This is a genomic window from Streptomyces sp. NPDC088116, from assembly GCF_044741745.1.
GTDB lineage: Bacteria > Actinomycetota > Actinomycetes > Streptomycetales > Streptomycetaceae > Streptomyces.
In genome coordinates this window covers 49,401-74,277 of the sequence record NZ_JBIUTF010000008.1, presented here as the reverse complement: position 1 = coordinate 74,277, position 24,877 = coordinate 49,401, and the positions used below count along the sequence as shown (strand labels likewise).

Sequence of the window (24,877 nt, the reverse complement as noted above, 5' to 3'; positions counted from 1 at the left end):
GGCCTCCGTGAGTGTTGCTGCGTTCTGCGTTCTGCGTGCTGCGCGTGCTCCGTGCTGCGGGCGAAGGGGCGTCAGCGGCCCCGGCGCTTCAGCGAGCGGCCGCGTCGAAGAGGGCGTGCATGGCCCGGCGCAGCTCGTTCACGTCCTTCACGGGCTCGGGGAAGTCGAAGCGGGCGTCGAAGCACTGGACGCCGGTGAAGCGCACCCGCAGTCCGAAGCGGTCGAGCGCGACCGGCACGGCCACGGTCGCGGTCCCGGAGCTACCGTCGGCCCGTTCACCGAGGAGCCCGCGCAGTGTCTGGACCTCGGCGCTGTGTGCGGAGTGCAGATGCTGGAGCAGCTCCGCCTCGTGCTCCACCAGCGGGTCCGGCGAGGCCGAGACGAACTCCTCGGGCTCCACGGACTCGGCGCCCCACAGGTCGTCCACGCAGGCCTCGCCGACCTCCAGGCGCAGCACGGTGCGGCCGGGTTCGGCCCGCCCCTGTTCGAGAGTGAGCCAGCCGGAGAGCCAGGCGCGGCCCCTGATCCGGTGCGGTACGGAGACCGGTGCGACGTCCGTCACCTCCAGCACCGCGTTCAGTTCGTCGTCCTGCGCGTGGGTCGCGGCCCGTACGGCGGGGGAGTCGGGGGGAAAGACGAGGAACACCTCGGCGTCGGGCCCGATATGCCGTGAATCGGGCATCAGCTGGTAGGGGAGTGCCCCGTCCAGGCCCGGGATGATCAGCACTGATGAGCATGTACCCTGTACGAGAGTTCGTGTGCGCTCGGCTGCTGACGGCATCCGATCGATTTCAAGCCCGCTGGGACGCGGCTGACCATGAGCTGATCGGACCTCCGTCGAGTCGGCGCCCTGTGCGTCGAGGCTGTCTGTGATGTGTGTGGTGTTCCCAGGGCGAGACATGCGATCTCCTTTGAGTAAGGTGAGCCTAACCTAACCTACAACGGAGGTCTGGAGAACGTGCCTAACCAGTCGCGTCCCAAGGTCAAGAAGTCCCGTGCGCTCGGTATCGCGCTGACGCCGAAGGCCGTCAAGTACTTCGAGGCCCGTCCTTACCCGCCGGGTGAGCACGGTCGTGGACGCAAGCAGAACAGTGACTACAAGGTCCGTCTGCTCGAGAAGCAGCGCCTGCGCGCCCAGTACGACATCAGCGAGCGCCAGATGGCCCGCGCCTACGACCGCGCCCGCAAGGCCGAGGGCAAGACGGGCGAGGCCCTGGTCGTCGAGCTCGAGCGCCGTCTCGACGCGCTGGTCCTGCGGTCGGGCATCGCCCGCACCATCTACCAGGCCCGCCAGATGGTCGTTCACGGCCACATCGAGGTCAACGGTGGCAAGGTCGACAAGCCGTCGTTCCGCGTCCGTCCCGACGACGTCGTGATGGTCCGCGAGCGCAGCCGTGCGAAGGTCCCCTTCCAGGTCGCGCGTGAGGGTGGCTACGACACCGACGGTGAGACCCCGCGCTACCTCCAGGTCAACCTGAAGGCCCTGGCGTTCCGCCTGGACCGTGACCCGCAGCGCAAGGAGATCCCGGTCATCTGCGACGAGCAGCTGGTCGTCGAGTACTACGCCCGCTGACGCAGGCGAAGCAGCTCAACAGCGCTTCGGCCCGCCGCTTCCCCGCCATATCCGGTGGGGGAGCCGGCGGGCTTCCGCGTTCCGGCGTCCGGCGGCAGAACGCGCCTCTCGTTTCCGTACGCTTCCGCGCCGAGCGGGCAAGGGGGGGCAAGGGGCCGGAGCGGGGATAACCCGCGCACGGGGCACGCGGAGTCCTCACCCGACAGCGCTCCGCCGACTCCTCCCGCTCGCTCCCGCACCGGGCAACCGAAATGCGGTACGGGACGTCACCGTCGGCGCGATAGGGTCGGGAGACGACTTTCCAGTCGCTTTCCAGATGACCGTCGATGATCAGGGAGCGGTGCGGCGTGACCGGTGGAGAGGTTGCCGGGATCCTGGTGGCCGTGTTCTGGGCCATTCTGGTCTCCTTCCTGGCCGTGGTGCTGGTGAGGCTGGCCCAGACGCTCAAGGCGACCACCAGACTCGTGGCGGATGTGACCGACCAGGCCGTCCCTCTGCTCTCCGACGCGTCGGAGACGGTCCGCTCCGCGCAGACCCAGCTCGACCGGGTCGACGCCATCGCGACGGACGTCCAGGAAGTCACCTCGAACGCCTCGGCGCTCTCCACGACGGTCGCCTCGACCTTCGGGGGTCCGCTGGTCAAGGTCGCTGCCTTCGGCTACGGCGTACGTCAGGCCATGGGACGCAGAGGAGCCCCGGCCGAGGCGAGCGGGGCCGCCGCCCCGGCGCCCCGGCGCACCGTGGTCATCGGCCGCACGCTGCCGTCCGCGCGACGCAGGAAGAAGAAGGGCTGACGCAGCGATGTTCCGCCGTACGTTCTGGTTCACCGCGGGCGCGGCCGCCGGCGTCTGGGCCACCACCAAGGTCAACCGCAAGCTCCGGCAGCTGACCCCGGAGAGCCTCGCGGCCCAGGCCGCGAACAAGGCACTCGACACCGGGCAGAAGGTCGGGCACAAGGTCCGGGAATTCGCCGTCGACGTCAGGACCGGGATGGTCCGGCGCGAGGCGGAACTGGGCGAGGCGCTCGGCCTGGACGCACCGGCCGACCCCGCGCTTCCCGCACCGCGCCGGCTCCCCGCCCTCGAGCAGGCCGGCGAGCACCCCCGGTCCGCCCGGACCACGCACTCCTACAACCCGCACAACCGGAATGAGGACCACTGATGGAGTCGGCTGAAATTCGCCGCCGCTGGCTGAGCTTCTTCGAGGAGCGCGGGCACACCGTCGTGCCTTCGGCGTCGCTCATCGCGGACGACCCGACTCTGCTGCTGGTCCCGGCGGGCATGGTGCCGTTCAAGCCGTACTTCCTCGGCGAGGTCAAGCCGCCCGCCCCGCGTGCCACCAGCGTGCAGAAGTGCGTCCGTACACCGGACATCGAAGAGGTCGGCAAGACCACCCGGCACGGCACGTTCTTCCAGATGTGCGGCAACTTCTCGTTCGGCGACTACTTCAAGGAAGGCGCCATCACGTACGCCTGGGAGCTGCTCACCAGCTCCGTGGCGGACGGCGGCTACGGTCTGGAGCCGGAGAAGCTCTGGATCACCGTCTACCTCGACGACGACGAGGCCGAGCAGATCTGGCGCGAGAAGATCGGCGTACCGGCCGAACGCATCCAGCGGCTGGGCAAGAAGGACAACTTCTGGTCCATGGGGGTCCCCGGCCCCTGCGGCCCCTGTTCCGAGATCAACTACGACCGCGGCCCCGAATTCGGTGTCGAGGGCGGTCCCGCCGTCAACGACGAGCGGTACGTGGAGATCTGGAACCTGGTCTTCATGCAGTTCGAGCGCGGCCCCGGCGAGGACAAGGAGAACTACCCGATCCTCGGCGACCTGCCGTCGAAGAACATCGACACCGGTCTCGGCCTCGAACGTCTCGCCATGATCCTTCAGGGCGTGCGGAACCTCTACGAGATCGACACCTCGATGGCCGTCATCGACAAGGCCACCGAACTGACCGGGGTCCGGTACGGCACCGACGCCGGCTCGGACGTCTCCCTCCGGGTCGTCACGGACCACATGCGTACGTCCGTCATGCTCATCGGTGACGGCGTCACCCCCGGCAACGAGGGCCGTGGTTATGTGCTGCGCCGCATCATGCGCCGCGCCATCCGCAACATGCGCCTCCTCGGCGCCACCGAGCCGGTCGTCGCCGAGCTGGTCGACGTGGTCATCGAGACCATGGGCGAGCAGTACCCGGAGCTGAGGACCGACCGCAAGCGCATCGAGACCGTGGCCCTCGCCGAGGAGGCCGCTTTCCTCAAGGCCCTCAAGGGCGGCACGAACATCCTCGACACCGCCGTCACCGAGACCAAGGCCTCCGGTGGCCAGGTCCTCTCCGGCGACAAGGCCTTCCTGCTCCACGACACCTGGGGCTTCCCGATCGACCTCACCCTGGAAATGGCCGCCGAACAGGGCCTGTCCGTGGACGAGGACGGCTTCCGCCGCCTGATGAAGGAACAGCGGGAGCGGGCCAAGGCCGACGCCAAGGCCAAGAAGTCCGGCCACGCCGACCTCTCCGCCTACCGCCAGGTCGCCGACAACAGCGGCTCCACGGAGTTCACCGGCTACACCTCCACCGAGGGCGAGTCGACCGTCGTCGGCCTGCTCGTCGACGGAGTGTCCTCCCCCGCCGCCACCGAGGGCGACGAGGTCGAGATCGTGCTCGACCGCACCCCCTTCTACGCCGAGGGCGGCGGCCAGCTCGCCGACCAGGGCCGGATCCGCCTCGACACCGGCGCCGTCGTCCAGGTCCGCGATGTCCAGCAGCCGGTCCCCGGTGTCTCCGTGCACAAGGGAACCGTGCAGGTCGGCGAGGTGACCGTGGGCTCCTCCGCCTACGCCTCCATCGACCTCACCCGCCGCCGCGCCATCGCCCGCGCCCACAGTGCCACGCACCTCACGCACCAGGCGCTGCGCGACGCCCTCGGCCCGACGGCCGCCCAGGCCGGTTCGGAGAACTCGCCGGGACGCTTCCGCTTCGACTTCGGTTCGCCCGCCGCCGTACCCGGCACGGTCCTCACCGACGTCGAGCAGAAGATCAACGAAGTGCTGGCCCGTGAACTGGACGTCCAGGCCGAGGTCATGTCCATCGACGAGGCCAAGAAGCAGGGCGCCATCGCCGAGTTCGGCGAGAAGTACGGCGAGCGGGTCCGCGTGGTCACCATCGGCGACTTCTCCAAGGAACTGTGCGGCGGTACCCACGTCCACAACACCGCCCAGCTCGGCCTGGTGAAGCTGCTCGGTGAATCGTCCATCGGCTCCGGTGTACGACGGATCGAGGCCCTGGTAGGCGTCGACGCCTACAACTTCCTGGCCAAGGAGCACACCGTCGTCGCCCAGCTCCAGGAGCTGGTCAAGGGCCGCTCGGACGAGCTGCCCGAGAAGATCTCCGGCATGCTCGCCAAGCTGAAGGACGCCGAGAAGGAGATCGAGAAGTTCCGCGCGGAGAAGGTCCTCGCCGCCGCCGCCGGACTCGCCGACAGTGCCAAGGACGTACGGGGTACGGCCCTGGTCACCGGCCAGGTCCCGGACGGCACCTCGGCCGACGATCTGCGCAGGCTGGTCCTCGACGTCCGTGGTCGCATTCCCGGTGACCGGCCGGCCGTCGTGGCCCTGTTCACCACGGCCGGCGGCCGTCCGCTGACGGTCATCGCCACCAACGAGGCCGCCCGTGGCCGTGGGCTCAAGGCCGGTGACCTGGTCCGTACGGCTGCCAAGACCCTCGGCGGTGGCGGTGGCGGCAAGCCGGACCTCGCCCAGGGCGGCGGCCAGAACCCGGACGCCATCGGCGACGCCGTCGCCGCGGTCGAGCGCCTCGTCGCCGAGACGGCCTGATCCCGCTATGCGGCGAGGACGTCGTCTCGCGATCGATGTCGGGGACGCCCGTATCGGGGTCGCCTCGTGCGACCCCGACGGGATCCTCGCCACGCCGGTGGAGACCGTGCCGGGACGTGATGTCCCGGCCGCCCACCGGCGGCTGCGCCAGATCGTGGAGGAATACGAGCCGATCGAAGTCCTGATCGGCCTTCCGCGCTCCCTCAACGGGGGCGAGGGACCGGCCGCCGCGAAGGTACGTTTGTTCGCACAGGAAGTGGCGCGGGGCATCGCGCCACTGTCCGTACGACTGGTCGATGAGCGGATGAGCACAGTGACGGCGAGTCAGGGATTGCGCGCTTCGGGTGTGAAATCCAAGAAGGGCCGGTCCGTGATCGACCAAGTGGCGGCGGTCGTCATCCTCCAGAGTGCACTGGAGGCCGAAAGAGCCTCTGGTGAAGCCCCGGGCGAGGGCGTCGAAGTGGTCATCTGATCGCGATACGGTAACGTTCCGCGCGATGTGGTGTTCGAACAGCTACCGCACACCAAAGAGGCGAAACGGAACCCGGCTCTCACGATCGGTGCCCGCCGCCTCGCGGCTCAAGGGGATCGATGACTGACTATGGCCGGGGCTCCGGCTCCGAACCGTGGCACCCAGAGGACCCCTTGTTCGGGGACCCAGGCTGGGGAGCGCAGCAGGCCGTGGACGGCCACGCTCCCTACGGCGGGCAGCCGCAGCAGCATGCGGAGCAGCCCCAGACACAGGCGCAGTACGGGGGAGTTCAGGACCCGTACCAGCAGCAGTACCAGCAGCAGTACGGTGACCCGCAGCAGCAGTACAACGAGCAGCAGCACGGCGGTCAGCAGTTCGACGGGCAGGGCCAGTACCCCCCGCACCAGTACAACGATCCCCAGTACGGAGATCCGCGGCAGCATGCGCCGCAGCAGCCCCAGTACGGCGAACCGCAGCAGCAGCCGCAGTACAACGACCCGCAGTACAACGGCGGTTGGGACACCGGCCAGCAGGCCACGATGCCGTACGCCGGACAGCCGGCCTCCCCGTACGACGAAGGCCGGCAGGGCGGTGCGTACGGAGACAGTCAGGACTCCTACGGTACGCCCGACGCGTATCCGCCTCCGCAGCCGCCGACTCAGCGCCGGGCGGAGCCCGAGCCCGAGCCGGCGAACGAGTGGGACGACGAGCCGCCGAAAGAGACCCACCCCTTCTTCACGGACGGCGGCGGGGGTGACGCGGACCCGGATGAGGACGGCAGGGCCAACGGCCGGGACGGCCGGGGCAAGACCAAGAAAAAGAAGAAGAGCCGCAACGGCACCGCGTGCCTGATCCTTTCCGTGGTGCTCGTGGGCGGTGTCGGTGGAGTCGGCTATGTCGGCTACCAGTTCCTCGCGGAGCGTTTCGGCCCCGCTCCGGACTACGAGGGCGCCGGCTCCGGCGAGGTCCAGGTGAAGATCCCGCAAGGGGCCGGCGGCTACGAGATCGCCGCCATCCTGGTGAAGAACAATGTGATCAAGAGCCAGCGCGCGTTCGTCGCCGCACAGAAGGCCAACCCGCGGGGCAACGCGATCCAGGCGGGCGTCTACCTGCTCAGCAAGGAGATGTCCGCGGCGAACGCCGTGAAGAAGATGCTCAGCCCCAGCAGCCGCAACGCGCTGATCATCCCCGAGGGCACCCGCAACACGGACATCTACAAGCTGATCGACAAGCGGCTGAAGGTGAAGAGCGGCGAGACCGCGGACGTCGCCAAGGCGCAGGCGAAGAGCCTGGGGCTGCCAAGCTGGGCCGACGACAGCAAGACCATCAAGGATCCGCTGGAAGGTTTCCTGTACCCGGCGAGCTATCCGGTCCAGAAGGGTATGAAGCCGGAAGCCCTCCTCAAGGACATGGTGTCCCGGGCCAAGGCCGAGTACGGCAAGCAGGATCTGGAGGCGGAGGCGACGAAGCTCGGGCTGAAGTCCCCGCTCCAGCTCATCACCGTCGCGAGCCTGATCCAGAAGGAAGGCAAGTACAAGCACGACTTCGACAAGGTGTCGCGAGTCGTCTACAACCGCCTTCAGCCGGACAACACGGAGACGGTCGGACGCCTTGAGTTCGACTCCACCGTGAACTACATCAAGGCGACCAGCAGGCTGGACATCGGTGCGGTCGATGATCTGCGCAGGCTCAAGGATCCGTACAACACGTACGACATCAAGGGACTTCCTCCCGGGCCCATCTCCAACCCCGGTTCGGAAGCCCTGCACTCGGCGCTCAATCCGACCCCCGGTCCCTGGTACTACTTCGTCTCGGTGACCGAGGACAAGACGCTGTTCGCCGAGACCAACGAAGAACACGAAGTGAACCGGCAAGAGTATGCGAAGGAAAGCCAGAACAAGTGAGCGCACGTAGGCGAGCGGCGGTCCTCGGATCGCCCATTGCCCATTCCCTCTCCCCGGTTCTGCACCGTGCCGCGTACGGGGAACTCGGCCTCGGCCACTGGTCGTACGACCGTTTCGAAGTGGACGAGGCCGGGCTCCCCGGCTTCTTCGCCGGACTCGACGACTCGTGGGCCGGTCTGTCGCTGACCATGCCGCTCAAGCGGGCCGTCATCCCGCTGCTCGACGAGGTCACGGACACCGCGGCCTCCGTCGAGGCGGTCAACACGGTCGTCTTCGGCGACGACGGCCGGCGCAGGGGAGACAACACCGACATCCCCGGCATGATCGCGGCGCTGCGCGAGCGGGGGGTGGAGCGTGTCGAGTCCGCTGCGATCCTGGGCGCGGGCGCGACCGCGTCGTCCGCCCTCGCCGCGCTCTCCCGCGTCTGTACGGGACCGGTCACCGCTTATGTACGCAGCGAGGCCCGCGCGGACGAGATGCGCGGCTGGGGCGAACGGCTCGGCGTGGATGTCCGGATCGCCCCGTGGGACACGGCGGAGCAGGCACTGCGTGCCCCTCTCGTGATCGCCACCACCCCGGCCGGGACGACCGACGGGCTCGTCGCCGCCGTCCCGGACGCGGTCGGCACACTCTTCGACGTGCTGTACGAGCCCTGGCCCACCGCGCTGGCCGCCGCCTGGTCCACCCGCGGCGGCGCGGTCGTCTCCGGCCTCGACCTGCTGGTGCACCAGGCGGTGCAGCAGGTCGAGCAGATGACGCGCCGCTCGCCCGCACCACTCGCGGTGATGCGCAAGGCCGGGGAACAGGCCCTCGAAGCCCACTAGGTCGTGTCCGGCCGGTATTGCGGGCCCGGCGAAGATCGACCGGACAGGGCCTGAGAGGTCAGGACATCGTCCCGCCTGCTGGACCGGCGGCCGGTTCGCGTCGTCGGCCGTGGGAGGATCGGACATGGCGGGCCAGGGCCGCGCACCCGGTCGCGCCATTGCAGTTCCAGGCGCGAGTATCGAGGAGCACCGTTGAGCAGGTTGCGCTGGCTGACCGCGGGGGAGTCGCACGGACCCGCACTCGTGGCGACGCTGGAGGGTCTTCCCGCCGGTGTGCCCATCACCACGGAGATGGTGGCGGACCACCTGGCCCGGCGGCGTCTCGGCTACGGTCGCGGTGCGCGGATGAAGTTCGAGCGTGACGAGATCACCTTCCTCGGCGGCGTACGGCACGGCCTGACCATGGGATCGCCCGTCGCGATCATGGTGGGCAACACCGAGTGGCCCAAGTGGGAGCAGGTCATGGCGGCCGACCCGGTCAACCCCGCCGTCCTGGCCGAGCTGGCACGTAACGCCCCGCTGACCCGGCCCCGGCCCGGTCACGCCGATCTGGCGGGGATGCAGAAGTACGGCTTCGACGAGGCGCGGCCGGTCCTGGAGCGCGCCAGCGCCCGGGAGACCGCCGCGCGGGTCGCGCTCGGCGCCGTGGCGCGGTCGTACCTGAAGGAGACGGCCGGGATCGAGATCGTGTCCCACGTGGTCGAACTGGCCGCGGCCAAGGCGCCGTACGGCGTGTACCCGACCCCGTCCGACGTGGCCCGGCTCGACGCCGACCCGGTGCGCTGCCTGGACGCGGACGCGAGCGAGGCGATGGTCGCGGAGATCGACCAGGCCCACAAGGACGGCGACACCCTCGGTGGTGTGGTCGAGGTGCTGGCGTACGGCGTGCCGGTCGGGCTCGGCTCGCATGTCCACTGGGACCGCAGGCTCGACGCACGGCTCGCCGCCGCGTTGATGGGCATCCAGGCGATCAAGGGCGTCGAGGTCGGTGACGGCTTCGGCCTGGCGCGCGTACCCGGTTCGCAGGCGCACGACGAGATCCTGGCGACCGACGAGGGTATCAAGCGTGCCTCCGGCCGCTCCGGCGGCACCGAGGGCGGCCTGACCACGGGTGAACTGCTGCGTGTACGGGCCGCGATGAAGCCGATCGCGACCGTGCCCCGTGCGCTGGCCACTGTCGATGTGGCCACCGGCGAGGCGGCGCAGGCCCACCACCAGCGCTCCGACGTGTGCGCCGTGCCGGCCGCCGGGATCGTCGCCGAGGCCATGGTCGCGCTGACCCTCGCGGACGCGGTCGCCGAGAAGTTCGGTGGCGACAGCGTCCCGGAGACGCGCCGCAATGTCCGCTCGTACCTCGACAATCTCTCGATCCGATGAGCGATCCGATGAGCGGGCCGATGAGTGGGCCGATGAGTGGGCCGATGAGCGGGCCGATTCCGACGGATGGACGGACGCTGTGAACGGACCCGTTGTCGTACTGGTCGGCCCGATGGGAGTCGGCAAGACCACCGTGGGCGAGTTGCTCGCCGAGCGTCTGGGCACAAGCTTCCGCGACAGCGACGCCGATATCGTCGCCGCCCAGTCCAGGCCCATCGCCGACATCTTCGTGGACGAGGGCGAGCCGTACTTCCGGGAGCTGGAGCGGGAAGCGGTACGGGCGGCGGTCGACGAGCATCCCGGTGTCCTGGCACTCGGCGGCGGCGCCGTCCTGGACGAGTCCACCCGCGAGCTGCTCACCGGACTGCCCGTCGTCTTCCTGACCATGGAGGTCGGCGAGGCGGTCAGGCGTGTCGGGCTGAACACCGCACGCCCACTGCTGGCGGTCAACCCCCGCCAGCAGTGGAAGCTGCTGATGGAGGCCCGCCGCCATCACTACACGGATGTGGCCCGGGTGGTCGTCACGACCGACGAGCGCACCCCGGAGCAGGTCGCCGAGGCCGTTCTCGACGCGCTGGGGCTGAAGCACGTCCCGGGTACGGAACCCGAAAATCCCGGCAAGGAGAACCTCGCATGACGGACCAGGCAGTCACCCGTATCCAGGTCGGCGGCACCGCCGGACACGACCCGTACGAGGTGCTGGTCGGCCGGCAGCTGCTGGGGGAGCTGCCCGCTCTCATCGGCCCGCAGGCCCGGCGGGTCGCCGTCGTACACCCGGAGGCCCTCGCCGGCACGGGTGAGGCGCTGCGCCAGGACCTCGCGGACCAGGGGTACGAGGCCGTCGTGATCCAGGTGCCCAACGCGGAGGAGGCCAAGACCGCCGAGGTCGCGGCCTACTGCTGGAAGGCGCTCGGGCAGACCGGTTTCACCCGCACCGACGTGATCATCGGGGTCGGCGGCGGAGCAACCACCGACCTGGCCGGATTCGTCGCGGCGACCTGGCTGCGCGGAGTGCGCTGGATCGCCCTGCCGACGACCGTGCTCGCCATGGTCGACGCGGCGGTGGGCGGCAAGACGGGCATCAACACGGCCGAGGGCAAGAACCTCGTCGGCGCCTTCCACCCGCCCGCCGGGGTGCTCTGCGACCTCGCCGCGCTGGACTCGCTGGGCGTCCACGACTACGTCAGCGGTATGGCCGAGGTCATCAAGGCCGGGTTCATCGCGGACCCGGTCATCCTGGAACTGGTCGAGGCCGACCCCGAGGGCGCCCGTACGCCCTCCGGTCAGCACACCTCCGAGCTGATCGAGCGCTCCATCCGGGTCAAGGCCGAGGTCGTCTCCAACGACCTCAAGGAGTCCGGTCTGCGCGAGATCCTGAACTACGGCCACACCCTCGGGCACGCCATCGAGAAGAACGAGCGCTACAAGTGGCGGCACGGCGCGGCCGTCTCCGTCGGTATGGTCTTCGCCGCCGAACTGGGCCGTCTCGCCGGGCGACTCGACGACGCGACGGCCGACCGGCACCGTGCCGTCCTGGAGTCCGTCGGACTGCCGCTGACCTACCGCGGCGACCAGTGGCCCAAGCTGCTGGAGACCATGAAGGTCGACAAGAAGTCGCGCGGCAATCTGCTGCGCTTCATCGTGCTGGACGGTCTCGCCAAGCCGACCGTGCTGGAGGGCCCCGACCCGGCCGTACTGCTCGCCGCGTACGGGGAGGTGTCGGCGTGACCCGACGGGTCCTCGTCCTCAACGGGCCCAACCTGGGCCGGCTGGGCTCGCGTGAGCCGGACGTCTACGGCGCGACCTCGTACGCCGGTCTGGTGGACGCCTGCCGGACGCTCGGCAAGGAGCTGGGCTTCGATGTCGACGTACGCGAGACGAACGACGAGGGGGAGCTGATCCGCTGGCTCCACGAGGCGGCGGACAGTTCGATTCCGGTCGTTCTCAACCCGGGCGCGTTCACCCACTATTCGTACGGAATGCGGGACGCGGCGGCGCAGCGCACGGCGCCGCTGATCGAGGTGCACATCTCGAATCCGTACGCACGCGAGGAGTTCCGGCACACTTCGGTGGTGGCGGCCGTCGCCAGCGGCACCGTCGCGGGCTTCGGAATCGGCTCGTACCGGCTGGCACTGCGTGCCCTCGCGGAGGAACTGACCGGCTGAGCGGGCACGCTGAGAAGTCCCCGGCCGTTCCCACTCCGGCGGCCAGGGGCGGTACCGTTCGGTAACGCGCGGCCCGGGTCGGGTCGTCGCAGGGGGGCATCGTCAGCGTGTCGTCCCCCTGTGACGACCGGCTCCGGGGGCCGCCGACCAGCGTCAGTCGCATGAGACGGAGTGGCACCGGATGCAGCACGCAGTGGGGGCTCCGTTGCCGCCTTCCCAGGGATCCGGGTACGGATCCGGCGGGTGGGCGCCACAGGGATCGCCGTCCGGCCCGCAGGGAGACCCGGGGGCTCAGGGACAGCGGCAGCCGGCCCCGATCTGGACCGGATCGTATCCGGCGCAAGGCCCGCATCCCGGACAAGGGCCTGGTCACGGGCCCGCTCAGGGGCATTCCCAGGGGCCGGGGCCCGGGTCTCATCAGGCCCCTGGACCACACCAGCCTCCCGGGCCGCCGCAGCACCAGCCTCCCGGGCCGCCTCCGTACCGGTCTCCTGGACCGTCCCAGCACCAGCCGCCGGGTTCGCACCAGCCTCCCGGCCAGCACCAGCCCCCTGGGTCACACCAGCCTCCCCCCGGGCCGCACCAGGTGCCGCGTCCCGCCGCCGGGCCGCCTCACCCGGGGGCCGCGCCCCGGCACGCGCCCGTGCCACCGCCGGGGCCGCCGTCCGGGCCTTCGTCCACGGACTCCACCGGGCACATCCAACTGCCGCCCGGCGGCCCGGTTCCCATACCCGCCCCGCCCCCCGTCGAAGGGGGCACCGGCGCCGCGACGCTCGCCGTCCTGCTGATCGGCCCGGCGGGTGCGGGCAAGACGACCGTGGCCCGCCACTGGGCGCAGAGCCGGTGTGTGCCCACCGCGCACATCAGCCTCGACGACGTCCGCGAATGGGTCTGCTCCGGTTTCGCGGACCCGCAGACCGGGTGGAACGAGCACTCCGAGGCCCAGTACCGGCTGGCCCGCCGCACCTGTGGCTTCTCCGCGCGGAATTTCCTGGCCAACGGCATCTCCTGCATCCTCGACGACGCGGTCTTCCCCGACCGGCCGGTCGTCGGGCTCGGTGGCTGGAAGCGCCATGTCGGCCCCGGCCTGCTGCCCGTCGTGCTGCTCCCGGGGCTGGAGATCGTGCTGGAGCGCAACGCCGAGCGCAGCGGCAACCGCCGGCTCTCCGACGAGGAAGTGGCCAGCATCCACGGCCGGATGGCGGGCTGGTACGGCTCGGGGCTGCCGATTATCGACAATTCCAAGTACGACGTGGAGACCACAGCCCGGGTGCTCGACGAGGTACTTGCCCGTGCCCTTGCGAGCCCGCCGAGCTGGTAATCACCGCCCGGCCGTTGTCCTGCGCGCCCCCTGGGCGCGCTGTTCGGCGGTCCGCGCGCACACCCCGGTCGGACGCGCTGAACCGGCCGGGTGACGCCACCGCTCATACGATCGGTTCATGTCAGACGTGTATGCGGCCCGCCGCGCGAGGCTGCGCGACCGGTGCTACGCGGCGGGCGACGCGGCGGCCCTGGTCTCCCGCCCCGCCAACGTCCGCTACCTCGTCGGCGGCGCCCCGCCCGGCGCCGTCCTGCTGCTCGGTCCCGACGAGGACACGCTGCTCTGCCTGCCTTCCCCCATGGGCGACGTCGTCGCCGAACGGCTCGACGACCAGCTGCGGGTGACCGTGCTGTCCAGTACCACGGGTGACCCCGCGGTCGCCGCCGCCGGTGTCCTCGCCCCGTCGGCCGCCGAGTCGCTCGCCGTCGAGGAGCACCATCTGACCGTCGCCCGTCACCGGGCCATCGGCTCGGTCGCGCCCCGGCTGCGTCTGCGGGACCTGGGGTGCGCCGTGGAGCAGCAGCGGATCGTCAAGGACGAGGAGGAGATCGGCTGTCTGCGGATCGCGGCCGAGATCGCCGACCAGGCGCTGGGCGAACTGCTGGAGTCGATCCTGGTCGGCCGGACGGAACGGCATCTCGCGCTGGAGCTGGAACGCCGCCTCGTCGACCACGGCGCGGGCGGTCCCGCCTTCCCGACCGTCGTCGCCACCGGACCCAACTCCGGACGCCGCGGGCACCAGCCGTCGGACCGACGGGTCGAGGAGGGCGATTTCCTCTCCGTCGGTCTCGGCGCCGACTATCGCGGATACCGCTGTCTCATCGGCCGTACGTTCGTGATCGGGACCTCGCCGTCGGACTGGCAGATCGAGCTGTACGAACTGGTCTTCGCGGCACAACGGGCAGGTCGGGAGGCGCTCGTGCCGGGCGCCGGGTACCGCGATGTGGACCGCGCGACCCGGCAGCCGCTGGAGGCCGCGGGGTACGCCGAAGGGCTCGCGTCCCGTACGGGACACGGTGTCGGACTCGAAATCGACGAGGACCCGCAGCTCGCCCCCGCGGCCATGGGTAAACTGGACGCTTGTGTGCCGGTCACCGTCGGACCGGGGGTCCACCTCCCGGGCCGGGGCGGTGTCCGGATCGATGACACGCTCGTCGTCCGCCCCGAGGCGGACGGCGGACCCGAGCTACTCACCATCACGACCAAGGAACTGCTCGCGCTCTAGGTCCTGTCCCACAGGAACCGGCGCGTACCCTCGGTCGTCCACCAGCTTCAGTCCAGGAGATTCCGCAACCGTGGCTTCCACGAACGACCTCAAGAACGGCCTGGTGCTCAAGCTCGACGGGGGCCAGCTCTGGTCCGTCGTCGAGTTCCAGCACGTCAAGCCCGGCAAGGGCCCGGCCTTTGTGCGCACCAAGCTGAAGAACGTGCTCTCCGGCAAGGTGGTCGACAAGACCTTCAACGCCGGCGTGAAGGTCGAGACGGCCACCGTTGACCGCCGCGACATGCAGTTCTCGTACATGGACGGCGAGTACTACGTCTTCATGGACATGCAGACCTACGACCAGCTCATGGTCGACCGCAAGGCTGTCGGCGACGCCGCCAACTACCTGATCGAGGGCTTCACGGCCAGCGTCGCCACCCACGAGGGCGAGGTTCTCTACGTCGAGCTGCCCGCCGCCGTGGAGCTGGTCATCCAGCACACCGACCCGGGCGTCCAGGGCGACCGCTCCACCGGTGGCTCCAAGCCGGCCACGCTGGAGACCGGTTACGAGATCGGAGTCCCGCTCTTCATCACCACCGGTGAGAAGATCAAGGTCGACACCCGCTCCGGCGAGTACCTCGGCCGGGTGAACAGCTAACCGTGGCTGCCCGGAACAAGGCCCGCAAGCGCGCCTTCCAGATTCTCTTCGAGGCCGACCAGCGCGGGGCGTCCGTGCAGACGGTCCTCGCGGACTGGATAAGGCATGCCCGGTCCGACGACCGTCAGCCGCCTGTCGGTGAGTTCACCATGGAGCTGGTCGAGGGGTACGCGCAGTACGCGGACCGTATCGACGACCTCATCACCACCTACTCGGTGGGCTGGACGCTCGACCGCATGCCGGTCGTCGACCGGAACATCGTGCGGCTCGGCGCGTACGAGCTGGTGTGGATGGACGAGACTCCGGACGCCGTGGTGATCGACGAGGCCGTCCAGCTCGCCAAGGAGTTCTCCACCGACGACTCCCCGTCCTTCGTGAACGGCATGCTCGGCCGGTTCAAGGACCTCAAGCCGAGTCTGCGCCGCGGCTGACATCCCAGGGGCCCGCACTGGGCCCCTCAGGCTCCCGAGCAGGCTCCGGCCGTCGCTCGGCCCGCCAGGCCCGAGGCAGAAGACGAATGGTCTTCTGCCTCGGGCCTGGCGCGTTCCGGTACGGCCACCCAGCGCCCGACGCCATGAGGTGAACGCGCCGGAGGGCGGACCCGTGTGCGACGGGTCCGCCCTCCGAGGTGACGTTTCTGCTTGGCCCTGTGCTGCCGGGCCCCGATCAGCCCTCGTCGTGGGAGACCGCGCGGCGGGCGTCCGCGTCCAGGACGCCCCAGCTGATCAGCTGCTCGGTCAGGACCGACGGCGACTGGTCGTAGATGACGGCCAGCGTGCGCAGGTCGTCCTGGCGGATCGACAGCACCTTGCCGTTGTAGTCGCCGCGCTGGCTCTGGATCGTCGCCGCGTAACGCTGGAGGGGGCCCGCCTTCTCTTGCGGCACATGGGCCAGCCGCTCCAGGTCGAGGACGAGCTTCGGCGGCGGCTCGGCGGCTCCGCCGGGCGTCGTGCCGGGAAGGAGCTCCTGCACGGGGACCCCGTAGAAGTCCGCCAGCTCGGCGAGGCGCTGCACCGTGACCGCACGGTCGCCGCGCTCGTACGAACCGACCACCACGGCCTTCCAACGCCCCTGGGACTTCTCCTCCACGCCATGGAGCGAGAGGCCCTGCTGGGTGCGGATGGCGCGGAGTTTGGCCCCGAGCTGCTTTGCGTATTCGCTGGACATATAGCTCCCCGGACGAAGTCTGGTAACTCACTGTGAGGTTACGCAGCGTTACCTGGTTGCGTCAAGCCGAGGGGGTCGGACCGGGGTCGGGACCGTGTCCCGCAGCGTCTCCATATCGCCTCCGCAGGGCCTCCGTACTGCCTCCGTACCGCCTCCGTACGGAGGATCGCGGCCCCGCCCGCGCCGCCGACGTACGGCCCTCAGGCAGGGGGCGGCGGCGAGCGGTCCGGTGCGCCCCTGCTAGCCTGGGTGGCGTAATTTCGACGTCCTTTAACATCCGTCCCGTGAGGCGGAGAAGGAGGTCCGTTTCGTATGGACACAGGTAACGCAGGCAGCCCCGACCGTTCGGCAGCCGGCTCCGACGCGGCACGCCCCGTCCTGGAGGCTCCCGACATCGCGCGGGTTCTGACCCGCATCGCGCACGAGATCGTCGAACGCGCCAAGGGCGCCGACGACGTGGTGCTGCTGGGCATTCCCACCCGAGGTGTCTTCCTGGCCCGCAGGCTGGCCGGGAAACTCGAGGACATCACCGGCCGCTCCATCCCGGTCGGCTCTCTCGACATCACCATGTACCGCGACGACCTGCGCCTGCGGCCCGCCCGCGCGCTGGCCCGTACCGACATCCCGGGCGACGGCGTCGACGGACGTCTCGTGGTCCTCGTGGACGACGTGCTCTTCTCCGGCCGTACGATCCGGGCCGCCCTCGACGCGCTGGGCGACATCGGCCGCCCCCGGGCCGTGCAGCTCGCCGTCCTGGTCGACCGGGGCCACCGCGAGCTGCCCATCCGCGCCGACTATGTCGGCAAGAACCTCCCCACGTCCCTGCGCGAGACGGTCAAGGTCCAGCTCGCCGAGGAGGACGGCCGGGACACCGTGCTGCTCGGCCTCCAGCAGCCCGCCGCGTCCGGCGAGCAGTAGCGAGCACGTCCGTACGCCACCGAGCCCGTACGGACGCCTCTGCGCGCCCGCATGCCCGCACCCCTCCACCACACCGGAGCACTCTCCAGATGCTGCGCCTCCCGGGGGCAAGCCCCCGCACACCCGGCCACCTCATCTCCGCCGCCGATCTCAGCCGCGACGAGGCCGTGCTGATTCTCGACACCGCCGAGGAGATGGCGCGGGTCGCCGACCGGCCCATCAAGAAGCTGCCGACCCTGCGCGGCCGTACCGTCGTGAATCTCTTCTTCGAGGACTCGACCCGGACCCGGATCTCCTTCGAGGCCGCCGCCAAGCGGCTCTCGGCCGATGTGATCAACTTCTCCGCCAAGGGCTCGTCCGTCTCCAAGGGCGAGTCGCTCAAGGACACCGCGCTGACCCTGGAGGCGATGGGCGCCGACGCCGTCGTGATCCGGCACGGCGCCTCCGGAGCGCCCTACCGGCTCGCCACCTCCGGCTGGATCGACGGCGCCGTCGTCAACGCCGGTGACGGCACCCACGAACACCCCACCCAGGCCCTGCTCGACGCCTTCACGCTGCGGCGCCGCCTGGTCGGCGCGGACGCGGGCATCGGGCGCGGGCTCGACGGACGGCGCGTCACGATCGTCGGTGACGTACTGCACAGCCGGGTCGCCCGCTCCAACGTCCTGCTGTTGCACACGCTCGGCGCCCAGGTCACGCTGGTGGCCCCGCCCACCCTCGTGCCCATCGGGGTCGAGCGGTGGCCGTGCGAGGTCAGCTACGACCTGGACCGGGTACTGCCCACGTCCGACGCCGTGATGATGCTGCGGGTGCAGCGCGAGCGGATGAACGCCGCGTTCTTCCCGACCGAGCGCGAGTACTCCCGCCGCTACGGGCTGAACGGCGACCGCATGGGCCGGCTGCCCGAGGAGTCCGTCGTGATGCACCCCGGCCCGATGAACCGGGGCATGGAGATCACCGCCGAGGTCGCCGACTCCGACCGCTGCACGGCCGTCGAGCAGGTCGCCAACGGCGTCTCGACCCGCATGGCCGTGCTCTACCTGCTGCTGGGCGGCAACGAGCCCGCCGTCACCGTCCCGCGTACCGAAACCGGCCGTACCGAAACCGCGCGCACCGAAACCGCCCGCACCGAGGAGAACAAGTAACCATGAGCAAGATCCTTATCCGGGGCGCGAAGGTGCTCGGCGGCGAGGTGCGGGACGTCCTGATCGACGGTGAGGTCATCGAGGCGGTGGGCACCGGCCTGGAGGCCGGTGACGCCACCGTCGTGGAGGCCGCCGGCCAGGTCCTGCTGCCCGGTCTCGTCGATCTGCACACCCATCTGCGCGAGCCCGGCCGCGAGGACTCCGAGACCGTCCTGACCGGCACCAAGGCCGCCGCCGTGGGCGGTTTCACCGCCGTCCACGCCATGGCCAACACCTTCCCGGTGGCCGACACCGCCGGTGTGGTCGAGCAGGTCTGGCGGCTCGGCCGCGAGTCCGGCTACTGCGACGTACAGCCCGTCGGCGCCGTCACCGTCGGCCTGGAGGGCAAGCACCTCGCCGAGCTGGGCGCCATGCACGACTCCGCGGCTAAGGTGCGCGTCTTCTCCGACGACGGCAAGTGCGTGGACGACGCCGTGATCATGCGCAGGGCGCTGGAGTACGTGAAGGCTTTCGACGGAGTCGTCGCGCAGCACGCCCAGGAGCCCCGGCTCACCGAGGGCGCCCAGATGAACGAGGGCATCGTCTCGGCCGAACTGGGGCTCGGCGGCTGGCCCGCCGTCGCCGAGGAGTCGATCATCGCCCGCGATGTCCTCCTCGCCGCCCACGTCGGCTCGCGCGTCCACATCTGCCACCTCTCCACAGCCGGTTCCGTCGAGCTCGTGCGCTGGGCGAAGTCCAAGGGCTGGAACGTTACTGCCGAGGTCACACCGCACCACCTGCTGCTCACGGACGAACTCGTACGGTCGTACAACCCCGTCTACAAGGTGAACCCGCCGCTGCGCACCGAGGCCGATGTGATGGCCCTGCGCGAGGCCCTGGCCGACGGCACGATCGACTGTGTCGCCACCGACCACGCGCCGCACCCGCACGAGGACAAGGACTGCGAGTGGGCGGCGGCCGCCATGGGCATGGTCGGCCTGGAGACTGCGCTCTCGGTCGTCCAGGACACGATGGTCGACACCGGGCTGCTGGACTGGGCGGGCGTCGCCGACCGGATGTCGTTCCGCCCGGCGCGTATCGGCCGGCTCGACGGTCATGGCCGTCCCGTCTCGGCAGGCGAGCCCGCCAACCTGACCCTGGTCGATCCGGCATACCGTGGAGCCGTGGACCCCGCGGGCTTCGCCTCCCGCAGCCGTAACACCCCCTACGAGGGGCGTGAGCTGCCGGGACGCGTGACCCATACCTTCCTGCGGGGCCGTGCCACGGTCGTCGACGGGATTCTGGCGTGACAAGTGCGAAGCTCTACCTCCCCCTGGCCGCCGAGCAGAAATCGGCGGATGTGACCGACTGGGCCGCCCGGATCGGCTGGGTGGTCGGTCTGCTGCTGTTCATCGCTTTCGTGTACTGGCTGATGCGCCAGGGCTGGAAGTGGCGCGGCTCCCTCCAGTCCGGCCTGCCCGAGCTGCCGGCCGCGCCGGAGGCGCCCGGCGAGGCCAGGCTGCGCATGGCGGGCCGCTACCACGGCTCCACGACCGCCGGACAGTGGCTCGACCGCATCGTGGCCCAAGGCCTGGGTAGCCGCAGCAAGGTGGAGCTGACACTCACCGACGCGGGCCTGGACGTCGTACGCCCCGGAGCGAACGACTTCTTCATCCCGGCCGCCCAGCTGCGCGAGGCCCGGCTCGACAAGGGCATCGCCGGCAAGGTCCTCGCCGAGGGCGGGCTGCTGATCGTCACCTGGCAGCACGGAGACACGCTGCTCGACTCCGGTTTCCGCTCCGACCACTCCGCCGAGCACACCGCCTGGGTCGAGGCCATCAACGACATGAACCAACTGACCACGACGGAAGGTCCCGCACGATGACCACCTCCACCCGGGGAACCGCCCAGCACAAGGCGTCTCCCGCCGTACTGGTCCTGGAGGACGGCCGCAGCTTCCGCGGCCGTGCCTACGGGGCCGTGGGGGAGACCTTCGGCGAGGCCGTGTTCTCCACCGGTATGACCGGCTACCAGGAAACCCTCACCGACCCGTCGTACCACCGCCAGGTCGTCGTGATGACCGCTCCGCACGTCGGCAACACCGGCGTCAACGACGAGGACCCGGAGTCCCACCGGATCTGGGTCTCCGGCTATGTCGTACGCGACCCCGCGCGCACGCCGTCCAACTGGCGCTCCCGGCGTTCGCTGGACGACGAGCTGGCCTCGCAGGGCGTCGTCGGCATCAGCGGCATCGACACCCGCGCGCTCACCCGCCATCTGCGCGAGCGCGGCGCGATGCGGGTCGGCATCTTCTCCGGTGAGGCGGTCGCGGACGACGCGACACTGCTGACACGTGTCAGGCAGGCCCCCGAGATGTCCGGCGCCGACCTGTCCGCCGAGGTCGCCACTGAGCAGGCGTACGTCGTCCCCGCGATCGGCCCGAAGCGCTTCACGGTCGCCGCGCTCGACCTGGGCATCAAGGGCATGACCCCGCACCGGATGGCCGAGCGCGGCATCGAGGTGCATGTCCTGCCCGCCACCGCCGGCCTCGACGAGGTGTACGCGGCCGGGCCCGACGGAGTCTTCCTCTCCAACGGCCCCGGCGACCCGGCCACCGCCGACCTCACCGTCGTCAAGGGCGTGCTGGAGCGCGGCACCCCGCTGTTCGGCATCTGCTTCGGCAACCAGCTCGTGGGCCGGGCCCTCGGCTTCGGCACGTACAAACTGAAGTACGGCCACCGGGGCATCAACCAGCCTGTACAGGACCGGACGACCGGCAAGGTCGAGGTCACCGCGCACAACCACGGATTCGCCGTCGACGCGCCGCTCGACCGGATCTCCGACACCCCCTACGGCCGCGCCGAGGTCTCCCACGTCTGTCTCAACGACAACGTGGTGGAAGGCCTCAGGCTGCTCGACCGGCCGGTCTTCAGCGTCCAGTACCACCCCGAGGCGGCCGCGGGCCCGCACGACGCCGCGTACCTGTTCGACCGCTTCGTAGAGCTCATGGAGGCCCAGCGTGCCTAAGCGCACCGATATCCAGTCCGTCCTGGTCATCGGTTCAGGACCGATCGTCATCGGCCAGGCCGCTGAATTCGACTACTCCGGTACCCAGGCCTGCCGCGTCCTCAAGTCCGAGGGCCTGCGCGTCATCCTGGTCAACTCCAACCCCGCCACGATCATGACGGACCCGGAGATCGCCGACGCCACCTACGTCGAGCCGATCACCCCCGACTTCGTCGAGAAGATCATCGCCAAGGAGCGCCCCGACGCGCTGCTGCCCACTCTGGGCGGCCAGACCGCGCTCAACACCGCGATCTCGCTCCATGACGCGGGCACCCTCGACAGGTACGGCGTCGAGCTGATCGGCGCCAATGTCGAGGCGATCAACAAGGGCGAGGACCGTGACCTCTTCAAGGAGGTCGTCCGGGCCGTCCACGCCAAGATCGGCCACGGCGAGTCCGCGCGCTCGGTCATCTGCCACTCGATGGACGACATCCTGGCCGGGGTCGAGACGCTCGGCGGCTACCCCGTCGTCGTCCGGCCCTCCTTCACCATGGGCGGCGCGGGCTCCGGCTTCGCGCACAACGAGGAGGACCTGCGCCGGATCGCCGGCCAGGGCCTGATGCTCTCCCCGACCACCGAGGTGCTCCTGGAGGAGTCCATCCTCGGCTGGAAGGAGTACGAGCTGGAGCTGATGCGCGACAAGCACGACAACGTCGTGGTCGTCTGCTCCATCGAGAACTTCGACCCGATGGGCGTGCACACCGGTGACTCGATCACCGTCGCGCCCTCGATGACGCTCACCGACCGGGAGTACCAGACCCTGCGGGACATCGGCATCGCCGTGATCCGCGAGGTCGGCGTCGACACCGGCGGCTGCAACATCCAGTTCGCCGTCAACCCCGAAGACGGCCGGATCATCGTCATCGAGATGAACCCGCGGGTCTCCCGCTCCTCCGCGCTCGCCTCCAAGGCCACCGGCTTCCCGATCGCCAAGATCGCCGCCCGGCTCGCCGTCGGCTACACGCTGGACGAGATCCCCAACGACATCACCGAGAAGACACCGGCGTCCTTCGAGCCCACGCTCGACTACGTCGTGGTCAAGGTGCCGCGCTTCGCCTTCGAGAAGTTCCCGGCCGCCGACGCCAGCCTCACCACCACCATGAAGTCGGTGGGCGAGGCCATGGCCATCGGCCGCAACTTCACCGAGGCGCTCCAGAAGGCGCTGCGCTCGCTGGAGAAGGCGGGCAGCCAGTTCGACTTCACCGGCGAGGTGGGCGGTGCCGCCGAGAAGGACGCGCTGCTGGCGACCGCCGCTGTCCCCACCGACGGCCGGATCAACACCGTCATGCGGGCCATCCGGGCCGGGGCCACCCCGCAGGAGGTCTTCGACGCGACGAAGATCGACCCCTGGTTCGTCGACCAGCTTTTCCTGATCAAGGAGTACGCGGACGAGCTGGCCGGTGCCGCCGAACTCTCGCCCGACCTGCTCGCCGAGGCCAAGCGGCACGGCTTCTCCGACGCCCAGATCGGCGGCATCCGGGGACTGCGCGAGGACGTCGTCCGCGAGGTGCGGCACGCCCTGGGCATCCGCCCGGTCTACAAGACGGTCGACACCTGCGCCGCCGAGTTCGCGGCGAAGACGCCGTACTTCTACTCCTCGTACGACGAGGAGAGCGAGGTCGCGCCGCGCGAGAAGCCCGCCGTGATCATTCTCGGCTCGGGTCCCAACCGGATCGGCCAGGGCATCGAGTTCGACTACTCCTGCGTCCACGCCTCCTTCGCGCTCAGCGAAGCCGGCTACGAGACCGTGATGGTCAACTGCAACCCGGAGACCGTCTCCACCGACTACGACACCTCCGACCGGCTCTACTTCGAGCCGCTCACCCTGGAGGACGTCCTGGAGATCGTGCACGCCGAGACCCTGGCGGGCCCGATCGCGGGCGTCATCGTGCAGCTCGGCGGACAGACCCCGCTGGGCCTGGCACAGGCGCTCAAGGACAACGGCGTACCGGTCGTCGGCACGCCCCCCGAGGCGATCCACGCCGCCGAGGACCGCGGCGCCTTCGGACGCGTCCTCGCCGAGGCGGGTCTGCCCGCGCCCAAGCACGGCACCGCCACCACCTTCGCCGAGGCCAAGGCCATCGCCGACGAGATCGGCTACCCGGTGCTCGTACGGCCGTCGTACGTCCTCGGCGGACGCGGTATGGAGATCGTCTACGACGAGGTCAGGCTCTCCGCGTACATCGCCGAGTCCACCGAGATCAGTCCCAGCCGGCCGGTCCTGGTGGACCGATTCCTCGACGACGCGATCGAGATCGACGTGGACGCGCTCTACGACGGTACGGAGCTGTACCTGGGCGGCGTCATGGAGCACATCGAGGAGGCCGGCATCCACTCCGGCGACTCGGCGTGCGCCCTGCCGCCCATCACGCTGGGCGGCTTCGACATCAAGCGGCTGCGCGCCTCGACCGAGGCGATCGCCAAGGGCGTCGGGGTCCGCGGGCTGATCAACATCCAGTTCGCGATGGCCGGGGACATCCTGTACGTCCTGGAGGCCAACCCGCGTGCCTCCCGTACGGTTCCCTTCACCTCCAAGGCGACCGCCGTACCGCTCGCCAAGGCCGCGGCCCGGATCTCCCTGGGCGCCACTGTCGCCGAGCTGCGGGCCGAGGGCCTGCTGCCCGCCCGGGGCGACGGCGGCACTCTGCCGCTCGACGCGCCGATCTCCGTCAAGGAGGCCGTGATGCCGTGGTCGCGCTTCCGCGACATCCACGGCCGCGGGGTGGACACCGTCCTCGGCCCGGAGATGCGCTCCACCGGTGAGGTCATGGGCATCGACTCCGCCTTCGGCACGGCGTACGCCAAGTCGCAGGCCGGGGCGTACGGCCCGCTGCCCACCAAGGGCCGCGCCTTCATCTCGGTGGCCAACCGCGACAAGCGTTCGATGATCTTCCCGGCGCGCGAGCTGGTCGCCCACGGCTTCGAGCTGCTCGCCACCTCCGGCACCGCCGAGGTCCTCAAGCGCAACGGCATCAACGCCACGCACGTACGGAAGAACAGCGAGGGCGAGGGCCCGAACGGCGAGAAGACCATCGTCCAGCTGATCCACGACGGTGGGGTCGACCTGATCGTCAACACCCCGTACGGCACCGGCGGCCGCCTCGACGGCTACGACATCCGTACGGCGGCCGTGGCGCGCGGCGTCCCGTGCCTGACGACGGTCCAGGCGCTGGCCGCCGCCGTCCAGGGCATCGACGCCCTCAACCACGGCGAGGTCGGGGTCCGTTCCCTCCAGGAACACGCGGAACATCTGACCGCGGCCCGCGAGGACTGA

23 protein-coding genes are annotated in these 24,877 nt (G+C 70.1%); 21 read left to right on the top strand and 2 right to left on the bottom strand.

The annotated features are described in order from the left end of the window. Window positions 1–88: 88 nt before the first annotated feature. Entirely contained in the window at window positions 89–781 is a 693-nt protein-coding gene (locus tag ACIOJD_RS29190; protein ID WP_401918983.1) for a DUF2470 domain-containing protein, read from the bottom strand. Window positions 782–958: 177 nt separating this feature from the next. Between ACIOJD_RS29190 and rpsD the strand changes: the two genes are divergently transcribed. From rpsD to nusB, 15 genes are all read left to right on the top strand, one after another. Next, window positions 959–1,573: a 30S ribosomal protein S4 gene (rpsD, locus tag ACIOJD_RS29185; protein ID WP_401883159.1), complete on the top strand. Its 615-nt coding sequence runs from the start codon at window positions 959–961 to the stop codon at window positions 1,571–1,573. A 347-nt stretch (window positions 1,574–1,920) separates the two neighbouring features. Continuing rightward, window positions 1,921–2,367, top strand: coding sequence for a DUF948 domain-containing protein (locus ACIOJD_RS29180; protein ID WP_401918981.1), 447 nt, complete (start codon window positions 1,921–1,923; stop codon window positions 2,365–2,367). A 7-nt stretch (window positions 2,368–2,374) separates the two neighbouring features. After that, window positions 2,375–2,734 (top strand): hypothetical protein, encoded by a 360-nt coding sequence (locus ACIOJD_RS29175; RefSeq protein WP_401918980.1) that lies wholly within the window; start codon window positions 2,375–2,377, stop codon window positions 2,732–2,734. After that, a complete protein-coding gene (gene alaS / locus ACIOJD_RS29170; RefSeq protein ID WP_401918978.1) occupies window positions 2,734–5,403 on the top strand; it encodes an alanine--tRNA ligase in 2,670 nt (889 codons plus the stop codon). Before ACIOJD_RS29175 ends, alaS begins: the two co-directional genes overlap by 1 nt. Window positions 5,404–5,410: 7 nt before the next feature. After that, window positions 5,411–5,875 (top strand): Holliday junction resolvase RuvX, encoded by a 465-nt coding sequence (gene ruvX, locus ACIOJD_RS29165; RefSeq protein ID WP_401918977.1) that lies wholly within the window; start codon window positions 5,411–5,413, stop codon window positions 5,873–5,875. A gap of 119 nt (window positions 5,876–5,994) precedes the next feature. Next, window positions 5,995–7,779 carry an endolytic transglycosylase MltG gene (gene mltG, locus ACIOJD_RS29160; protein WP_401918975.1) on the top strand — a complete coding sequence of 595 codons (1,785 nt, stop codon included), beginning with the start codon at window positions 5,995–5,997 and terminating at the stop codon, window positions 7,777–7,779. Continuing rightward, window positions 7,776–8,603 carry a shikimate dehydrogenase gene (locus tag ACIOJD_RS29155; RefSeq protein WP_401918974.1) on the top strand — a complete coding sequence of 276 codons (828 nt, stop codon included), beginning with the start codon at window positions 7,776–7,778 and terminating at the stop codon, window positions 8,601–8,603. The genes mltG and ACIOJD_RS29155 overlap by 4 nt, the downstream gene beginning before the upstream one ends. Window positions 8,604–8,795: 192 nt before the next feature. Then, complete coding sequence (gene aroC, locus ACIOJD_RS29150) at window positions 8,796–9,980, top strand: chorismate synthase (protein WP_401918972.1); 1,185 nt, start codon at window positions 8,796–8,798, stop codon at window positions 9,978–9,980. Between the two features lie 112 nt (window positions 9,981–10,092). Then, window positions 10,093–10,617: a shikimate kinase gene (locus tag ACIOJD_RS29145; protein ID WP_401919384.1), complete on the top strand. Its 525-nt coding sequence runs from the start codon at window positions 10,093–10,095 to the stop codon at window positions 10,615–10,617. Further along, entirely contained in the window at window positions 10,614–11,708 is a 1,095-nt protein-coding gene (aroB, locus tag ACIOJD_RS29140) for a 3-dehydroquinate synthase (RefSeq protein WP_401918970.1), read from the top strand. Before ACIOJD_RS29145 ends, aroB begins: the two co-directional genes overlap by 4 nt. Beyond that, a complete protein-coding gene (gene aroQ / locus ACIOJD_RS29135) occupies window positions 11,705–12,145 on the top strand; it encodes a type II 3-dehydroquinate dehydratase (RefSeq protein WP_401918968.1) in 441 nt (146 codons plus the stop codon). The genes aroB and aroQ overlap by 4 nt, the downstream gene beginning before the upstream one ends. Before the next feature lie 316 nt (window positions 12,146–12,461). Further along, window positions 12,462–13,466, top strand: coding sequence for an AAA family ATPase (locus tag ACIOJD_RS29130; protein ID WP_401919383.1), 1,005 nt, complete (start codon window positions 12,462–12,464; stop codon window positions 13,464–13,466). A 118-nt stretch (window positions 13,467–13,584) separates the two neighbouring features. Next, window positions 13,585–14,691, top strand: a complete 1,107-nt coding sequence (locus ACIOJD_RS29125; protein ID WP_401918966.1) for a M24 family metallopeptidase — start codon at window positions 13,585–13,587, stop codon at window positions 14,689–14,691. A gap of 70 nt (window positions 14,692–14,761) precedes the next feature. Beyond that, entirely contained in the window at window positions 14,762–15,328 is a 567-nt protein-coding gene (gene efp, locus ACIOJD_RS29120) for an elongation factor P (protein ID WP_384189986.1), read from the top strand. 2 nt (window positions 15,329–15,330) lie between these two features. After that, on the top strand, window positions 15,331–15,759 hold the full coding sequence (gene nusB, locus ACIOJD_RS29115; protein WP_401918964.1) for a transcription antitermination factor NusB: 429 nt from the start codon (window positions 15,331–15,333) through the stop codon (window positions 15,757–15,759). A gap of 235 nt (window positions 15,760–15,994) precedes the next feature. Here the strand turns inward: nusB and bldD are convergent, their stop codons facing one another. After that, on the bottom strand, window positions 15,995–16,495 hold the full coding sequence (gene bldD, locus ACIOJD_RS29110; protein WP_401883130.1) for a transcriptional regulator BldD: 501 nt from the start codon (window positions 16,493–16,495) through the stop codon (window positions 15,995–15,997). Window positions 16,496–16,807: 312 nt separating this feature from the next. Between bldD and pyrR the strand changes: the two genes are divergently transcribed. The 6 genes from pyrR (at window position 16,808) to carB (ending at window position 24,877) form a co-directional block, all read left to right on the top strand. Further along, the gene (pyrR, locus tag ACIOJD_RS29105; protein WP_401918963.1) at window positions 16,808–17,413 is read left to right on the top strand and encodes a bifunctional pyr operon transcriptional regulator/uracil phosphoribosyltransferase PyrR; all 606 of its coding nucleotides are present in this window, start codon (window positions 16,808–16,810) and stop codon (window positions 17,411–17,413) included. A gap of 89 nt (window positions 17,414–17,502) precedes the next feature. Then, window positions 17,503–18,558: an aspartate carbamoyltransferase catalytic subunit gene (locus ACIOJD_RS29100; protein WP_401918962.1), complete on the top strand. Its 1,056-nt coding sequence runs from the start codon at window positions 17,503–17,505 to the stop codon at window positions 18,556–18,558. 2 nt (window positions 18,559–18,560) lie between these two features. Beyond that, complete coding sequence (locus ACIOJD_RS29095; protein WP_401883124.1) at window positions 18,561–19,847, top strand: dihydroorotase; 1,287 nt, start codon at window positions 18,561–18,563, stop codon at window positions 19,845–19,847. Next, complete coding sequence (locus ACIOJD_RS29090) at window positions 19,844–20,422, top strand: hypothetical protein (RefSeq protein ID WP_401918961.1); 579 nt, start codon at window positions 19,844–19,846, stop codon at window positions 20,420–20,422. The genes ACIOJD_RS29095 and ACIOJD_RS29090 overlap by 4 nt, the downstream gene beginning before the upstream one ends. Then, entirely contained in the window at window positions 20,419–21,564 is a 1,146-nt protein-coding gene (carA, locus tag ACIOJD_RS29085; RefSeq protein WP_401918960.1) for a glutamine-hydrolyzing carbamoyl-phosphate synthase small subunit, read from the top strand. The genes ACIOJD_RS29090 and carA overlap by 4 nt, the downstream gene beginning before the upstream one ends. Continuing rightward, window positions 21,557–24,877, top strand: a complete 3,321-nt coding sequence (gene carB, locus ACIOJD_RS29080; protein WP_401918958.1) for a carbamoyl-phosphate synthase large subunit — start codon at window positions 21,557–21,559, stop codon at window positions 24,875–24,877. Before carA ends, carB begins: the two co-directional genes overlap by 8 nt.